The organism is Paracoccus simplex (assembly GCF_042648325.1).
Lineage (GTDB): Bacteria > Pseudomonadota > Alphaproteobacteria > Rhodobacterales > Rhodobacteraceae > Paracoccus > Paracoccus simplex.
Genome location: NZ_JBHRXE010000019.1, coordinates 15,618 through 30,900, shown reverse-complemented (window position 1 = coordinate 30,900; position 15,283 = coordinate 15,618). Strand labels below are relative to the sequence as shown.

The 15,283-nt window shown below is 65.7% G+C and carries 16 protein-coding genes; all 16 read right to left on the bottom strand.

What is annotated here, in order from left to right:
* Positions 1–9: 9 nt before the first annotated feature.
* The 16 genes from ACFOMP_RS08660 to ACFOMP_RS08585 all read right to left on the bottom strand — a co-directional run bounded on the left by ACFOMP_RS08660 (position 10) and on the right by ACFOMP_RS08585 (position 15,257).
* Positions 10–1,686, bottom strand: a complete 1,677-nt coding sequence (locus tag ACFOMP_RS08660; RefSeq protein ID WP_289893302.1) for a ribonuclease J — start codon at positions 1,684–1,686, stop codon at positions 10–12.
* On the bottom strand, positions 1,679–2,458 hold the full coding sequence (locus tag ACFOMP_RS08655; protein ID WP_379029542.1) for a type III pantothenate kinase: 780 nt from the start codon (positions 2,456–2,458) through the stop codon (positions 1,679–1,681). Before ACFOMP_RS08655 ends, ACFOMP_RS08660 begins: the two co-directional genes overlap by 8 nt.
* Before the next feature lie 4 nt (positions 2,459–2,462).
* A complete protein-coding gene (locus ACFOMP_RS08650) occupies positions 2,463–3,221 on the bottom strand; it encodes a biotin--[acetyl-CoA-carboxylase] ligase (protein ID WP_289893299.1) in 759 nt (252 codons plus the stop codon).
* A complete protein-coding gene (gene nuoN / locus ACFOMP_RS08645) occupies positions 3,214–4,716 on the bottom strand; it encodes an NADH-quinone oxidoreductase subunit NuoN (protein WP_289893298.1) in 1,503 nt (500 codons plus the stop codon). The genes ACFOMP_RS08650 and nuoN overlap by 8 nt, the downstream gene beginning before the upstream one ends.
* Before the next feature lie 9 nt (positions 4,717–4,725).
* Positions 4,726–6,267, bottom strand: a complete 1,542-nt coding sequence (locus ACFOMP_RS08640) for an NADH-quinone oxidoreductase subunit M (RefSeq protein ID WP_379029538.1) — start codon at positions 6,265–6,267, stop codon at positions 4,726–4,728.
* A 1-nt stretch (position 6,268) separates the two neighbouring features.
* Positions 6,269–8,371, bottom strand: a complete 2,103-nt coding sequence (gene nuoL, locus ACFOMP_RS08635; protein WP_379029536.1) for an NADH-quinone oxidoreductase subunit L — start codon at positions 8,369–8,371, stop codon at positions 6,269–6,271.
* Positions 8,372–8,377: 6 nt separating this feature from the next.
* Positions 8,378–8,683 carry an NADH-quinone oxidoreductase subunit NuoK gene (nuoK, locus tag ACFOMP_RS08630; RefSeq protein ID WP_155064184.1) on the bottom strand — a complete coding sequence of 102 codons (306 nt, stop codon included), beginning with the start codon at positions 8,681–8,683 and terminating at the stop codon, positions 8,378–8,380.
* Positions 8,684–8,782: 99 nt separating this feature from the next.
* Positions 8,783–9,385 (bottom strand): NADH-quinone oxidoreductase subunit J, encoded by a 603-nt coding sequence (locus ACFOMP_RS08625; protein WP_289893295.1) that lies wholly within the window; start codon positions 9,383–9,385, stop codon positions 8,783–8,785.
* Positions 9,382–9,786 (bottom strand): carboxymuconolactone decarboxylase family protein, encoded by a 405-nt coding sequence (locus tag ACFOMP_RS08620; RefSeq protein WP_289893294.1) that lies wholly within the window; start codon positions 9,784–9,786, stop codon positions 9,382–9,384. Before ACFOMP_RS08620 ends, ACFOMP_RS08625 begins: the two co-directional genes overlap by 4 nt.
* Complete coding sequence (nuoI, locus tag ACFOMP_RS08615) at positions 9,783–10,274, bottom strand: NADH-quinone oxidoreductase subunit NuoI (RefSeq protein ID WP_289893293.1); 492 nt, start codon at positions 10,272–10,274, stop codon at positions 9,783–9,785. The genes ACFOMP_RS08620 and nuoI overlap by 4 nt, the downstream gene beginning before the upstream one ends.
* Positions 10,274–10,456, bottom strand: coding sequence for a hypothetical protein (locus ACFOMP_RS08610; RefSeq protein WP_019352610.1), 183 nt, complete (start codon positions 10,454–10,456; stop codon positions 10,274–10,276). Before ACFOMP_RS08610 ends, nuoI begins: the two co-directional genes overlap by 1 nt.
* Positions 10,457–10,459: 3 nt before the next feature.
* On the bottom strand, positions 10,460–11,497 hold the full coding sequence (gene nuoH, locus ACFOMP_RS08605; RefSeq protein ID WP_289893291.1) for an NADH-quinone oxidoreductase subunit NuoH: 1,038 nt from the start codon (positions 11,495–11,497) through the stop codon (positions 10,460–10,462).
* 18 nt (positions 11,498–11,515) lie between these two features.
* Positions 11,516–12,286: a hypothetical protein gene (locus tag ACFOMP_RS08600; protein ID WP_379029530.1), complete on the bottom strand. Its 771-nt coding sequence runs from the start codon at positions 12,284–12,286 to the stop codon at positions 11,516–11,518.
* Positions 12,287–12,291: 5 nt separating this feature from the next.
* On the bottom strand, positions 12,292–14,310 hold the full coding sequence (gene nuoG / locus ACFOMP_RS08595; RefSeq protein WP_379029527.1) for an NADH-quinone oxidoreductase subunit NuoG: 2,019 nt from the start codon (positions 14,308–14,310) through the stop codon (positions 12,292–12,294).
* Between the two features lie 90 nt (positions 14,311–14,400).
* Positions 14,401–14,862 carry a hypothetical protein gene (locus tag ACFOMP_RS08590; RefSeq protein ID WP_289893288.1) on the bottom strand — a complete coding sequence of 154 codons (462 nt, stop codon included), beginning with the start codon at positions 14,860–14,862 and terminating at the stop codon, positions 14,401–14,403.
* Complete coding sequence (locus ACFOMP_RS08585; protein ID WP_289893287.1) at positions 14,859–15,257, bottom strand: DUF5333 domain-containing protein; 399 nt, start codon at positions 15,255–15,257, stop codon at positions 14,859–14,861. Before ACFOMP_RS08585 ends, ACFOMP_RS08590 begins: the two co-directional genes overlap by 4 nt.
* Positions 15,258–15,283 lie beyond the last annotated feature (26 nt).

The following is a 15,283-nucleotide window of genomic DNA, read 5'->3' as shown; positions in this document are numbered from 1 at the left end:
GAGGTCAAGTCATTCCGCGGCCAGACGCGAGATCACCACCGTCACCTCGGGCTTCTTGCCGATCTCCTCCATCGAGACTTGCCGGGTGATCTTGCGGATCCCTTCCTCCAGGCGGTCGTCGTCCATGACCGTGCGGTCATCGGCGCGTTCCAGGAACTCGGCCAACTCGCTTTCGATGTTGCGGGCCAGCGGCACGCCGGCGCGGCCCTGTTCCGGCAGACCGGACAGTTCCACCCAGGCGTCGGGCAGCGGCGTGTCGTCCTCGTCGATGATCACCGAGACCATGGCATGGCCGTTCAGCGCCATGCGGATGCGGTCGCGCACCACCCCATCCATGGCGCCGATCAGCACCGTGCCGTCGAGATAGAGCCGGCCGGTGTCGATCTGGTCCACCACCCGCGGCGCTTCGCCCGACAGGTCCAGCATGGTGCCGTTGGTCGCCACCATCGCATGAATGCCGCGCGCCTCGGCCAGCTTGGCATGTTCGCGCAGATGCATGTGCTCGCCATGCATCGGGATGACGATCTGCGGCTTCAGCAGGTCGTGCACCGCCTCGATATCCGGGCGGTTGGCATGGCCCGAGACGTGATAGAGTCCGTCATCGGCGTCATACAGGTCGACGCCCATTTCCGAAAGCGCGTTCATGATGCGGATCACCCCGCGCTCGTTGCCGGGGATGGTGCGCGAGCTGAACAGGAAGCTGTCGCCGTCCTTCAGCTGGATGCCCAGATAGCGGCCGCGCGACAGCTGGGCGCTGGCGGCGCGGCGCTCGCCCTGGCTGCCGGTGACGATCAGCATCACCTTGTCGCGCGGCAGTTCCGAGGCTTCCTCGGGGCTGATGACCGGGGGGAAGCTGGTCAGGATGCCGGTCTCGACCGCGACGGTGACCATGCGGCGCATGGCCCGGCCCAAAAGGCAGATCTTGCGGCCGGCGGCGATGCCGGCCTCGGCCAGGGTCTTGAGCCGGGCAATGTTGCTGGCGAAGGTCGTCGCCACCACCAGCTGCCGCTGCGCCATGACGAAATCCAGCAGCGGATTGGCCAGCACCGCCTCGGACCGGCCGGGATGGGGCGAGAAGACGTTGGTCGAATCGCAGGTCAGCACCTTGACCCCCTGCCCCTCGTTCGCGATCTCGTGCCAGAGGATCGGGTCGAAGGCCTCGCCCACCACCGGGGTGCCGTCCAGCTTGAAATCGCCGGTATGCACGATCCGCCCCGCCGGCGTGTCGATGATCAGCGCCGAGCTTTCCGGGATCGAATGGCTGACCGGGACGAATTGCACCCGGAACGGACCCGCCGTCACCACGTCGGGGCGCGGCGCATGGATGTGGATCTGGTCGACGGGCTGGCCGGCCTCCTCGAGCTTCAACCGCGCCAGCGCGCCGGTAAAGCGGCGGCAATGCACCGGCTTTTGCAGCTTGGGCCAGAGCAGGCCAAGCGCGCCGACGTGATCCTCGTGCCCGTGGGTGATGAAGATCGCGTCGATGCGGTCGCGATTGGCTTCCAGCCAGGCCACATCGGCCATGATCAGGTCGATGCCCGGCGCGCTGTCCATGTCGCCGAAGGTCACGCCCAGATCGACGACGATCAGCCGCTCGCGTCCCGGCTGACCATAGCCGTAGACATAGGCGTTCATGCCGATTTCGCCCGCGCCGCCCAGCGGCAGATAGATCAGGCGCTCAGCCATTGCCCAACTCCTTGTTGTAATCGTGGATCAGGCGCAGGCCATGCATGGTCAGATCGTCCTCGATCGCGTCAAATAAATCAAATCCCTGGTCGAACAGCGGCGCCAGCCCGCCCGTAGCTATAACCTGCATCGGCCGTCCGCGTTCCTCGCGAATCTTGTCCACCACGCCCTGCACCAGGCCGATATAACCCCAGAAGATCCCCGACTGGATGCAGGCCACCGTATTGGTGCCGATCACCTTGACGGGCATGGTCACGTCGACATGCGGCAGGCTCGCCGCGCCCATGTGCAGCGCCTCGAGCGACAGGTTCACCCCCGGCGCGATGACGCCGCCGACATAGGCGCCGTCGGTGTCCACCACGTCGAAGGTGGTGGCGGTGCCGAAATCGACCACGATCAGGTCCGGGCCGTGCCGGTCGAAGGCGCCGACGGTGTTCACCAGCCGGTCGGGGCCGACCACGGTGCCGAAATCGACGCGCGGCGCCACCGGCAGCAGGCAGTCCGGCTTGCCCACCACCAGCGGACGGGTATCGAAATAGCGATTGCAGAGCACCCGCAGGTTGAACACCACCCGCGGCGCGGTCGAGCTGATGATGCAGGCGTCGATGTTCAGTTCCAGCTTCTGCAACGAGATCAGCGTGGACAGCCAGACGAAATACTCGTCCGCCGTGCGGCGATGGTCGGTCGAGATGCGCCACAGGCCGACGAACCGCTTGCCGTCCCAGACCGAAAAGACCGTGTTGGTGTTGCCGGTGTCGATGCAAAGCAGCATGGCCCTAGCCCCCGAAATAGACATCGGCGGCGGGAATGACCTGCCGCCCGGCCGCCGTGCGCAGGATCAGCGCGCCGCTGTCGTCGATGCCCTCGAAGATGCCGTGGCTTTCCAGCCGCCCGGTGCGGGCGGTGATGGGCTCGCCCAGCTTCGCCGCGCGGGCCAGCCAGGCATTGCGGATCGGCGCGAAGCCGTAGGTGTCGAGCTGTGCCTGCCAGCGCGCGAAGGCCGGGGCCAGCAGGTCGAGGAAATCCTCGGGGTCGACGGCATGGCCGGTCTCGCCCCGCACCGAAACCGGCGGCACGGCGCCGGGCTCGACCGCCGCCGCATCCGGTGCGGCGGCCAGGTTGACGCCGATGCCGACCGCGACGGCCTGCACGCCCGAACCCGAGCCGGAACTTTCCAGCAGGATGCCGGCCACCTTGCCGCCGTTCAGCAGCACGTCATTGGGCCATTTGATCGCCAGCCGCACCGAGGGGCCGCAGGCATCGGCAAGTGCATCATAAAGCGCCAGCGCCGCGACGAAAGAGAGTTGCGCCGCGCCCAGCGGCCCGCCCCTGGGCCGCGTCACCAGCGTGCCGGCAAAGTTTCCGGCCGGCATCACCCAGTCCCGGCCGCGACGGCCGCGACCCGCGAACTGGTCGCGGGTCATCACCCAGGCCGGGCCGGAAAGACCGGGCGCCAGCCTCAGCGCCTCGGCATTGGTGCTGTCGGTGCGGGCCAGCACATGGCGGGCCACGCCCGTGGGCCAGGGCTCACTCACCTTGGTCGGGCTCGGTGGCCAGAACGGGTTCGGCGGCTTGTCCGGCGGCCAGGGTCGGCGTCACCAGCGTTTCGGCGGCACGGCCGGCGGCGGCATCGACGCCGAACATGTTGATGGCTCCGACCAGCATGGCCAGCGCCGGGACCATCAGCCCCAGATACTGCACCGCGCCCATGCGCGAGGTGACGCCCTCGCTCTCGCCGCCGAAATACATGTAATAGACGATGCGCAGGTAGTAGAAGGCGCCGATGACCGAGGCGATGACGCCCAGCACCGCCAGCCAGCCCAGCCCGGCATCGACGGCTGCGGTCAGCACGCCGAACTTGGCGAAGAAGCCCAGGGTCGGCGGCACGCCTGCCAGGCTGAACAGCAGCACCAGCATGGCCAGCCCCTTGACCGGCTCGTTCCAGGCAAAGCGGTTCAGCGAGGCCAGGTCGGTGACCGGCACGCCGTCGCGCTCCATCGACAGGATGAAGGCGAAGGTGCCGACGTTCATCACCGCATAGATGGTCATGTAAAGCAGCATGGACTGCACGCCGAGCGCGGTGCCGGCGGCCAGGCCGACCAGCGCGAAGCCCATATGCGCGATCGAGGAATAGGCCATCAGCCGCTTGATGTTGCTCTGGCCGATCCCGGCGATCGAGCCCAGGAACATCGACATCACCGCCAGCGCCGCGACGATCTGGCTCCAGTCGCCGATGACATGGCCGAAACCGTCGAAGACCAGCCGCGCGATCAGCGCCATGGCCGCGACCTTGGGCGCGGTGGCGAAGAAGGCGGTCACCGGCGTCGGCGAGCCCTCATAGACGTCCGGCGTCCACATGTGGAAGGGCACGGCCGAGACCTTGAAGGCCAGGCCCACCAGCATGAACACCAGGCCGAACAGCACGCCCAGCGACAGGTGCCCGCCCTCGATCACGGTGATGATGCCCGAGAAGTTCGTGGTGCCGGCAAAGCCGTAGACCAGCGAGGCGCCATAGAGCAGCAGCCCCGAGCTGAGCGAGCCCAGCACGAAATACTTCAGCCCGGCCTCGGACGAGCGCACCGAGTCGCGGCGCATGGCGGCGACCACGTAAAGCGCCAGCGATTGCAGCTCCAGCCCCATGTAGAGCGTCAGCAGGTCGCCGGCCGAGACCATGAACATCATGCCCAGCACCGCCAGGGCGACGAGAACCGGGAATTCGAAGCGCAGCATGTTGCGACGCTGCAGGTAGTCGGCGCTCATCGCCAGGACGGCGGCGGCGGCGACCAGCGTCACCACCTTGGCGAAGCGCGAGAAACCGTCGTCGATGAACATGTCGTGGAACGCCGCCTGATCGGCGCGGCTGCCAAGGCCGATCATGGCGGCGATGACCAGGAAGGCCACGACCGTCGCCCAGAGCAGCGTCCGCGCCAGCTTGTCCTTGCCGAGATAGGCCCCGGCCATCAGCGCGGCCAAAGCGTAAGCGGCCAGCACCACCTCGGGCAGAATGGTCGAGAAGTCGAGCGAGGTCATGTCTGCCCCCTAGTGGCTGGCTTGGGCCGTGGCGACGGGCGCCGCCGGCTGGCTTTGGTTATAGTCATTGAGCAGGCTTTCCACCGCCGGTCCGGTCACGTCGGTCACCAGCCGCGGATAGACGCCCAGGATCAGCGTCATGGCGATCAGCGGCACGAAGATCCAGCGCTCACGCGGGGTCATGTCGGTGATCGACTTCAGGCTTTCCTTGATCAGCTGGCCGAAGGTCACCCGGCGATACAGCCAAAGCGCATAGGCGGCCGAGAAGATCACCCCGGTTGCCGCAACCAGCGCCACCCAGGTGTTGACGCGGAAGGTGCCGAGCAGGGTCAGGAACTCGCCCACGAAGCCCGAGGTGCCGGGCAGGCCCACATTCGCCATGGTGAAGAACATGAACACCGCGGCATAGGCCGGCATCCGGTTCACCAGCCCGCCATAGGCGTCGATCTCGCGCGTGTGCATGCGGTCGTAGATGACGCCCACGCAAAGGAACAGCGCGCCCGAGATGAAACCGTGCGACAGCATCTGGAAGATGGCGCCGTCGACGCCGACCTGGTTGGCCGCGAAGATGCCCATGGTCACGTAGCCCATATGCGCGACCGAGGAATAGGCGATGACCTTCTTCATGTCCGACTGCGCCAAGGCCACCAGCGAGGTGTAGACGATGGCGATGGCCGAGAGCCAGAAGACATAGGGCTGCGCCACGCCGCTGGCGACCGGGAACATCGGCAGCGAGAAGCGCAGGAAGCCGTAGCCGCCCATCTTCAGCAGCACCGCCGCCAGCAGGACCGAGCCGGCGGTCGGCGCCTGAACGTGCGCGTCGGGCAGCCAGGTATGCACCGGCCACATCGGCATCTTGACCGCGAAGCTGGCGAAGAAGGCCAGGAACAGCAGCATCTGCGTGCCGCCGACCACGGTCATGCCCAGCAGGCGATAGGTCTCGGACGGGAAGTCGAAACCCAGCAGCGTCGGAATGTCGGTGGTGCCCGCCATGCGGTACATGGCGATCATCGCCACCAGCATCAGCACCGAGCCGAGGAAGGTGTAGAGGAAAAACTTGAAGGACGCATAGATGCGGTCCTTGCCGCCCCAGATGCCGATGATCAGGAACATCGGGATCAGGCCGGCCTCGAAGAACAGGTAGAACAGCACCAGATCCAGCGCGGTGAAGACGCCGATCATCAGCCCTTCCAGCACCAGGAAGGCGATCATGTATTCCTTGACCTTCACCTCGACCTGCCAGGTCGAGAGGATGGTCAGCGGCATCATGAAGGTGGTCAGCAGCACGAACAGCACCGAGATGCCGTCCACGCCCATCTTGTAGCGCAGGCCCATGATCCAGGCGTGGTCTTCGACGAACTGGAAGCCGGTATTGGCCGGGTCGAAGCGGAACAGCACGAAGAGCGAGATCACGAAGGTCGCCGTCGTGGTCAGCAGCGCCAGCCACTTGGCGTTGCGTGCCGCGGCCTCGTCCTGGCCGCGCAGGAACAGCGCCATGATGATCGCGGCGACGATCGGCAGGAAGGTGATGATGGAAAGAAGGTTCGTCATGTCAGTGCGCGCCCCGCATCATCACCCAGATCAGCAAGCCCACGATGCCCAGAACCATCGCGAAGGCGTAGTGGAACAGATAGCCCGATTGCACCCGGACCGCCGCGCGGGTCAGCCGCGGGATCAGCCCCATGGCCACCCCGTTGATGGTGCCGTCGATGACGGCGCCGTCGCCGCCCTTCCACAGCGCGCGGCCAAGCCATTTCGCCGGGCGGACGATGAGGAAGTCGTAGATCTCGTCGAAATACCACTTGTTGAGCAGGAACTGATACAGCGCCGGCTGCTGCGCCGCCAGCCGCCGCGGCAGCGTCGGGTTGGCGATGTAGAAGAAGAACGCGGTGACCAGCCCCAGCACCATGGCGATGAAGGGCGAGACCTTGACCCAGGCAGGCGCATGGTGCGCCTCGTCCATGATGTGGTTGTCGGGATGCATGTAGATCGCACCGCCGACCGGTGCGGCGACATGCGCAGGGGGGGGGGCTGCCTCGCCCTCGGCGGTCGCGGTATCGGCGGCGGCATGTTCCACCGGGGCCTCGGCGGTCGCGTGTTCCGCCGCTTCGCCCTCGGCCGCTTCATGCGTGCCGGCGATGTGGAAATATTCCGTGACCTTGTGATGGTCGCCGAAGAAGGGGCCGTACCAGACCATGCCGGCAAAGACCGCGCCGATGGCCAGCACCCCCAGCGGGATGGTCATCACCGGCGGGCTTTCATGCGCATGGTCATGGGCATGATGGTCGCCGCGCGGCTTGCCGTAGAAGGTCAGGAAGATCAGCCGCCAGGAATAGAAGCTGGTGAAGCAGGCGGCGATGACCAGCAGCCAGAAGGCATAGGCACCGCCGGCCCAGGCGCTTTCGATGATCGCGTCCTTGGACAGGAAGCCGGCAAAGCCGATATGGGTCAGCGGGATGCCGACGCCGGTGATGGCGAAGGTGCCGATCATCATCGCCCAATAGGTCAGCGGGATCTTCTTGCGCAGCCCGCCATAGTTCCGCATGTCCTGTTCGTGGTGCATGGCATGGATCACCGAGCCGGCGCCCAGGAACAGCATGGCCTTGAAGAAGGCATGGGTCAGCAGGTGGAACATCGCCGCCGAATAGACGCCGACCCCGGCCGCCACGAACATGTAGCCCAGCTGCGAGCAGGTCGAATAGGCGATGACGCGCTTGATGTCGTTCTGCACAAGCCCCACGGTCGCGGCGAAGAAGGCGGTCGTGGCGCCGATGATGACGATGAAGTTCTTGGCGTCCGGCGCGAATTCGTAAAGCGGCGACATGCGGCAGACCAGGAACACGCCGGCCGTCACCATGGTCGCGGCATGGATCAGCGCCGAAACCGGGGTCGGACCCTCCATCGCGTCGGGAAGCCAGGTGTGCAGAAAGAGCTGCGCCGATTTGCCCATGGCGCCGACGAACAGCAGGAAGCCCAGCAGGTTCGCCGCGTTCCAGTCCCGCCACAGGAAATGCATCTGGGTCTGGGCGATCTCGGGGACCTGGGCGAAGATCTCGTCGAACTGGATCGTCCCGGTCAGCCAGTAGAGGCCGAAGATGCCCAGGAGGAAGCCGAAATCGCCGACGCGGTTGACGATGAAGGCCTTCATCGCCGCCGCGCCCGCCGACTGCTTCTTGTAATAGAAGCCGATCAGCAGGTAGGAGGCGACGCCGACGCCCTCCCAGCCGAAGAACATCTGCAAGAGGTTGTCCGCCGTCACCAGCATCAGCATGGCAAAGGTGAAGAACGACAGATAGGCGAAGAAACGCGCCTTGTAATGTTCGTCATGGGTGAAGTTGTCGTCATGGGCCATGTAGCCCAGCGAATACATGTGTACCAGCGCCGAGACCGTGTTCACCACGACCAGCATGATCGCGGTCAGCCGGTCCAGCCGGATCGCCCATTCCGCGTGGAAGTCGCCGACCACCACCCAGTCCAGAACCGAGATGTGCCGCGGCACGCCGTCGAAGGACAGGAACAGATACCAGCTGATGAGGCAGCACAGGAACAGGATGCCGGTGGTCAGGTACTGCGCGGCCTTCTCGCCGATCGCGCGCCAGCCGAAGCCGGCGATCAGCGACCCGACGAGGGGCGCAAAGAGGACGATCTTTTCCATGCCGCCTTATCCCTTCATCACGTTGACGTCTTCCACCGCGATGGTGCCGCGGTTGCGGAAGAAGACGACCAGGATCGCCAGGCCGATGGCGGCTTCGGCCGCCGCCACGGTCAGGATGAACATGGTGAAGACCTGCCCCGCCAGATCGCCCAGATGGGTCGAGAAGGCGACGAAATTGATGTTCACCGCCAGAAGCATCAGCTCGATCGACATCAGGATGACGATGACGTTCTTTCGGTTCACGAAGATGCCGAAAATGCCGGTGACGAAAAGTATCGCCCCCACCACAAGGTAATGTGTCAATCCGATCATCGTCCTGGTCCCTCCGGGTCGTTCACCCGTTGAAATATCCGTTTGCTACTGGGGCCGCAGCGGCGGTCCCGATGGCTGCCGCGGCCCGATCCGCCGCGGTCAAAGCCCCTGGCCCGGTTTCACATCCCGCATCTCGATGGCCTTGGCCGGGTCGCGCCACATCTGCTCCAGCACGTTCTGGCGCTTGATATCGCGGCGGTGGCGCATGGTCAGCACGATGGCCCCGATCATCGCGACCAGCAGCACCATCCCGGCCAGCTGGAACATCAGCACGTAGCGGTCGTAAAGCACCATGCCCAGGCCGCGGGTGTTCTGCACCCCCTCGATCACCGGGGCCGCGCGCAACGCCTCGGCCTGTTCCGAGGCCGTCCAGCCCGAGAAGGCGATGCCGAGCTGCGCCAGCAGCACCACGCCGATCACCAGCGCCAGCGGCAGGTAGCGCGCCAGCTCGCCCTTGAGCTCGGCGAAATCCACGTCGAGCATCATCACGACGAACAGGAACAGCACCGCGACGGCGCCGACATAGACCACGACCAGCAGCATGGCGACGAATTCCGCGCCCTGCAGCACGAACAGGCCGGCCGCCGAGAAGAAGGCGAGGATCAGCCACAGCACCGAATGCACCGGGTTGCGGCTGATCACGACCATGAAGCCCGCGACGCAGCAGCAGATCGCGAACAGGTAGAAAGCGAAGGTCATCATTCCTCGTCCTCCTCGGCATAGACGCTCTGGGCGATCTCAAGCGCCTTCTGCATCGCAGGCAGCCCGCCGAACATGCTCATCTGAAAGATCGTCTCGGCGATCTCGCGTTTCGTGGCGCCGGCCGCGATGGCCTGGCGAATGGTCAGGCGCAATTGCGGCTCGGCCAGCGCGCCCTGCACGGTGATCGCGCCGATGGTGAGAAGCAGGCGCGTCTTGGCGTCCAGCCCCTCGCGGTTGAAGGTCTTGCCGAACCACATTTCCAGCATGTCGGCAGGGATCGTCGGCACCAGCTTTTCCATGGCGCGCATGTCGAAATGTTCCAGCGCCGGGTTGAAGGCACGCGCCATCTCCTGGCCGGAAGCCATCATCTGCGCGAAAAGCCTGGTGAGCGCATCGGTCATCTGTAGGGCGCATCCATCTGCAGGTTGCGGGCGATCTCGGCCTCCCAGCGCTCGCCGTTCGCAAGCAGCTTCTGCTTGTCGTAGAACAGCTCTTCGCGGGTCTCGGTGGCGTATTCGAAGTTCGGCCCCTCGACGATGGCATCGACCGGGCAGGCTTCCTGGCAGAAACCGCAATAGATGCACTTGGTCATGTCGATGTCGTAGCGCGTGGTGCGGCGGCTGCCGTCCTCGCGCGGTTCGGCGTCGATGGTGATGGCCTGGGCCGGGCAGACCGCCTCGCAGAGCTTGCAGGCGATGCAGCGTTCCTCGCCATTCGGATAGCGGCGCAGCGCGTGTTCGCCGCGGAAGCGCGGCGACAGCGGGCCCTTCTCATGCGGGTAGTTCAGCGTCGGCTTGGGCGAGACGAAATAGCGCATGCCCAGGCCGAAGCCCTTGATGAAGTCCCACATCAGGAAATACTTGGTCGCCCGCGCGAAATCGAAGGCCATCAGAAACGTTCCCCTTGCTTCGGGGCCGCGAAACGGTCGAACGCGGCGACATATTCCCTGACGCGGGCGCCGTCGCGCGCATGTTCCGCCGTGTCCAGGTTGTTGGCGAGGAAATGCGCCAGCTCCACCTTGTCGGTCTCACTGGCTTTGGCAAATGCCTCGGCGAGCTTGTTGGAATACATGGTTTATCCTCCGACCGCGAAGCGGGCCCAGAATCCGCCCAGCACTTCGTAACGGGCCAGGATCGCCACCAGCACCACCCAGCCCAGCGACAGGGGCAGGAACACCTTCCAGCCGATCCGCATCAACTGGTCGTAGCGGTAGCGCGGCACGATCGCCTTGACCATGGCGAACATGTAGAACCAGAACCACATCTTGATCACCATCCACCACCAGCCATCGGCGATGAAGGGCACCGGCGACAGCCAGCCGCCGAAGAACAGCAAGGACAGCAGCGCGCACATCAGGTAGATGGCGATGTATTCGCCGGCCATGAACAGCAGGTAGGGCGTGGACGAGTATTCGACCATATGGCCGGCGACCAGCTCGGATTCGGCCTCGGCCAGGTCGAAGGGCGGGCGGTTGGTCTCGGCCAGCGCCGAGACGAAGAACAGCACCACCATCGGCAGGTGCGGCAGCCAGTACCAGTTCAGCAGGCCGTAATCGCCCTTTTGCGCCAGCACGATCTCGCTGAGGTTCATCGAGCCCGACGAGATGATGATGCCGATGATGATCAGCCCCATCGACACCTCGTAGGAGATCATCTGCGAGGCCGAGCGCAGCGAGGCCAGGAACGGGTATTTCGAGTTCGAGGCCCAGCCGCCCATGATCGCGCCGTAGACTTCCAGCGAGGAGGCGGCAAAGACGAACAGGATGCCGACATTGATGTTCGCCATGACCCAGCCGTCGTCGAAAGGGATCACCACGAAGGCGAACAGCGCCAGCATCATCGACAGGAAGGGCGCAAGGAAGAAGATGAACTTGTCGGCGCCGGCCGGGATGACGATTTCCTTGACGACGTATTTCAGCGCGTCGGCAAAGGTCTGCAGCAGGCCCCAGGGGCCGACGACGTTCGGGCCGCGGCGCATCTGCACCGCCGCCCAGATCTTGCGGTCGCCATAGACCATGAAGATCAGCGAGCCCATGACAAAGGCGATGACCGCCAGACCCTGCAAGAGCAGGCTGAGCGCGAAACCGTAGGGCGAGGCCCAGAATTCAGCCATGATCTTTCGTCCCTTCTCTCACGCCGCGGGAATGCCGCGTGCCTTGCATTCCTGCAAGGTCTCTTTCGTTGTCATCACCGTCAGGCCCATCGGTTTTTCCGCGGACAGGGTGAACACCGAGCCGACGACCATCTTGCCGTTGCGCTTGTCCCTGAGCGTGCGGATGTGGCGGGCGTAAGCTGCCCCCTTCGCATCGGCCCAGTTGGCCAGCGCGCATGTGGCATAGGCGAAGGCCGTGTCGGCGTCCACCCCGCCTCGCAGGTTCGCGGTCACTTCCACCAGGCTGTCCGCGCCCTTGCGCGAATTCGCCAGACCCGTCACCCGCGCGCCTTGGAAATCCTTGGGATCGGCCTCGAAGCTCGACGGCAGGTTCAGCCGCAGCGGCCGGGTGCGGGCGGCGAATGCGGCCAGCGCCTTTTCCTGCGCCGTGGGTTCGCGCTTGCGCACCGGGCCCATGTCCGGCAGGCCCGACAGGTCCAGATCCAGATTGGCGTTCAACGCCAGCAAGTCCGCCTCGGTCACCGCGAAGGCGTCGCGGCCCTCGGGGCTGTCCAGCGCCATCTCGCTGACCGATCCGTCGGGCTCCAGAATCAGGATCTCGCCCGACTTGGTCGAGATCCGGCCCTTGGTCAGCACCTTCTTGTAGGGCGAGCCGCCATCGCTTTGCAGCACCGCCACGCCCAGCTCCGCCGGCTTGGGCTGGGGCCGCGAATCGGTCTTCGAATCGCCGCAGCCGGCCAGCAGGGCCGTCGCACCCATTCCGATCAGCAGGGCCAGACGGGACCGCATCCTGTTCACTCCGCCGCCAGGGGCGCGGCCTTGCGCGCCGCCGCCATCGCCGAAAGCTCACCCATCAGCGGCGAGGAGCGCGCGATCGGGTTGGTCAGGTAGAAGTCTTGGATCACATAGCGGAAATTCGCCTGCCCCAGGTCGAAACGGTCGAGCGGCTGCCAGTCGTTCTGCGGCACCTGGTCGATCTGCGCCAGATGCGGCACCGCCTCGACCAGCTTGCGGCGCAGCCCGGCCAGGCTGTCCCAGGGCTGGGTCTTGCCCAGTTCGGCGGAAAGCGCGCGCAGGATGGCCCAGTTCTCCTTGCCCTCGCCCGGCGCGAAATTGGCGCGGGCAGCAAGCTGCGGCCGGCCCTCGGTGTTCACGAACAGGCCGCTTTCCTCGGTATAGCAGGCACCGGGCAGGATGATATCGGCGCGATGCGCGCCGCGGTCGCCATGGCTGCCCTGATAGATCACGAAAGCACCGGGAGCGATGTCCACCTCGTCGGCGCCGAGGTTGTAGATCACTTCCGCGCCGTCGATGGCGGCAAGCAGGCCGCCATCGGTCACCGCGCCCACATCCATGGCGCCGACGCGACCGGCGGCGCTGTGCAGCACCAGCAGCCTGCAATCGCCCAGTTCGCAGATGCGCATGGCATTGGCCAGCACCGCCTCGCCATCCGCCTCGCGCAGCGCGCCCTGGCCGACGATCACGATGCCGGACGTTCCGTCCTTGTTCGCCAGATCCTCGTCCAGCAGCTTGGCCAGCGCGGCCCGGTCGCTGCCGAAATGGCGGTAGTCATAGGTCAGGTCCACCGGTTCGCCGATCAGGGCGACCTGCGCGCCTTGCGCCCAGGCCTTGCGGATGCGGGCATTCAGCACCGGCGCCTCGTCGCGCGGGTTGGTGCCGATCAGCAGGATGCGCTTGGCGCTGTCGATGTCCTCGATCCGCGCCGTGCCGACATAGGCCGAGCGGTTGCCGGCCGGCAGCCGCGCGCCGTCGGTGCGGCATTCCACCGTGCCGCCCAGGCCCTCGACCAGTTGCTTGAGGCTGAAGGCGGCTTCGGCCGGGACCAGGTCGCCGATCAGCCCCGCGACTTTCCTGCCCTGCATCGCCTGCGCCGCGGCCTCCAGCGCCTCGGGCCAGGAGGCCGGGCGCAGCTTGCCGTTTTCGCGGATATAGGGCCGGTCCAGGCGCTGGCGGCGCAGCCCGTCCCAGACGAAGCGGGTCTTGTCGCTGATCCATTCCTCGTTCACCGCGTCATTGTTGCGCGGCAGGATGCGCATGACTTCGCGGCCCTTGGTATCCACACGGATGCTCGCCCCCAGCGCGTCCATCACGTCGATGGATTCGGTCTTGGTCAGCTCCCAGGGCCGGGCGGAGAAGGCATAGGGTTTCGACACCAGCGCCCCGACCGGGCACAGGTCGATGATATTGCCCTGCAGGTTCGAGTTCAGCGTCTCGTTCAGATAGCTGGTGATCTCGCTGTCCTCGCCCCGCCCGGTCTGGCCCATCTGGGTGATGCCGGCGACCTCGGTGGTGAAGCGCACGCAGCGGGTGCAGGAGATGCAGCGGGTCATGTGCGTCTCGACCAGCGGGCCGAGGTTCAGATCCTCGCTGGCGCGCTTCGGCTCGCGATAGCGGCTGAAATCGACGCCATAGGCGACGGCCTGGTCCTGCAGGTCGCATTCGCCGCCCTGATCGCAGATCGGGCAGTCCAGCGGGTGGTTGATCAGCAGGAACTCCATCACCCCCTCGCGGGCCTTCTTGACCATGGGCGAGTTGGTGCGGACTTCCGAGGGCGCGCCGTCCGGGCCGGGACGCAGATCCTTGACCTGCATGGCGCAAGAGGCGGCGGGCTTCGGCGGGCCGCCCACCACCTCGACTAGGCACATGCGGCAGTTGCCGGCAATCGACAGCCGCTCGTGATAGCAGAAGCGCGGCACCTCGATCCCCGCCTGCTCGCAGGCCTGGATCAGGGTCAGGTTCGGATCGACCTCGATAACCACGTCGTCGATCTTGATCTTGCGAAGATCTGCCATCTTTCGTCTTCCCTCATGCCCCGCGGCGGCGGCTGGCCGATGCGAGTTTCAAATGCTGGTCCAAGGCTGGCCCGGTTGTCCTGTGCGCCGTCATTGCTGCACCTTCACGAAGGCTCGCGGATAGACGGTCGGCACCATTCTGTCTGATTCATTGTCGCGCGCGACCAGCACGGCGGCCGCTTCCTGGCCGGGCTGGAAGATCACCGTCGCCCGCACCGCGCCGGCGGTGTTATAGCGCACCCTGCGGTTGACATCGGTGGTATAGCGGCTGCCGTCGCGGGTCCAGCAGGCGATCTCGGCCCCGGCCGCATTGCCGGTGATGCGCAGCAGCGGCGCGCCGGTGATTCCGCGCGTCAGCTTGGTGCGCACGCCCGGTCCGGTCGCGTCGCATTGCAGGTCGCCCGGCGCGAAGATCGAGAATTGCAGGTAGAATTTCTGCGCCGTCGGCTGGAACGGGTCCGAGGGCTCGCCCGCGAAGGCGTCCGCCCCGATCATCGCCGCCGCCGCGGCGGCCATCAGTCCCAGTCCGATCCGGTTGAGCCATTTCGTCATTTCGCCACCAGCAAGCTGCCAATCACGGTGTTCTTCTGGATCTCCTGCCGGCCGATCCGGCAGAAGCTCTCGGGATCGTCGGCCGTGGCGCCGTTGCGGACCAGATAGTCCTCGGCCACGGCATAGATGCGCTTCTTGTCGTCCTTGCTGTCAAGGAAGGCGTCGATCTGCGCCCGCGAATAGCCCTTCCGCTCGGCATAGCGCTTGAGCTTGCGGGCCTCGCCATAGGCGTAAAGGATCCGGCCGTCGATGCTGGGACAGGTGCGGCGGATGCGGTCGGCGATGCGCGCCGCGATCAGCCGGTCGTTGACGTATTTTTCCTTGCTCAACGGCTCCAGCGCGGCAGCTGGCGTCGCCAGCATGGCCCCCATCAGGGCAAGCGGCAGAAGTTTCATGGTTCTGGCCTTTCTGTCATGACACC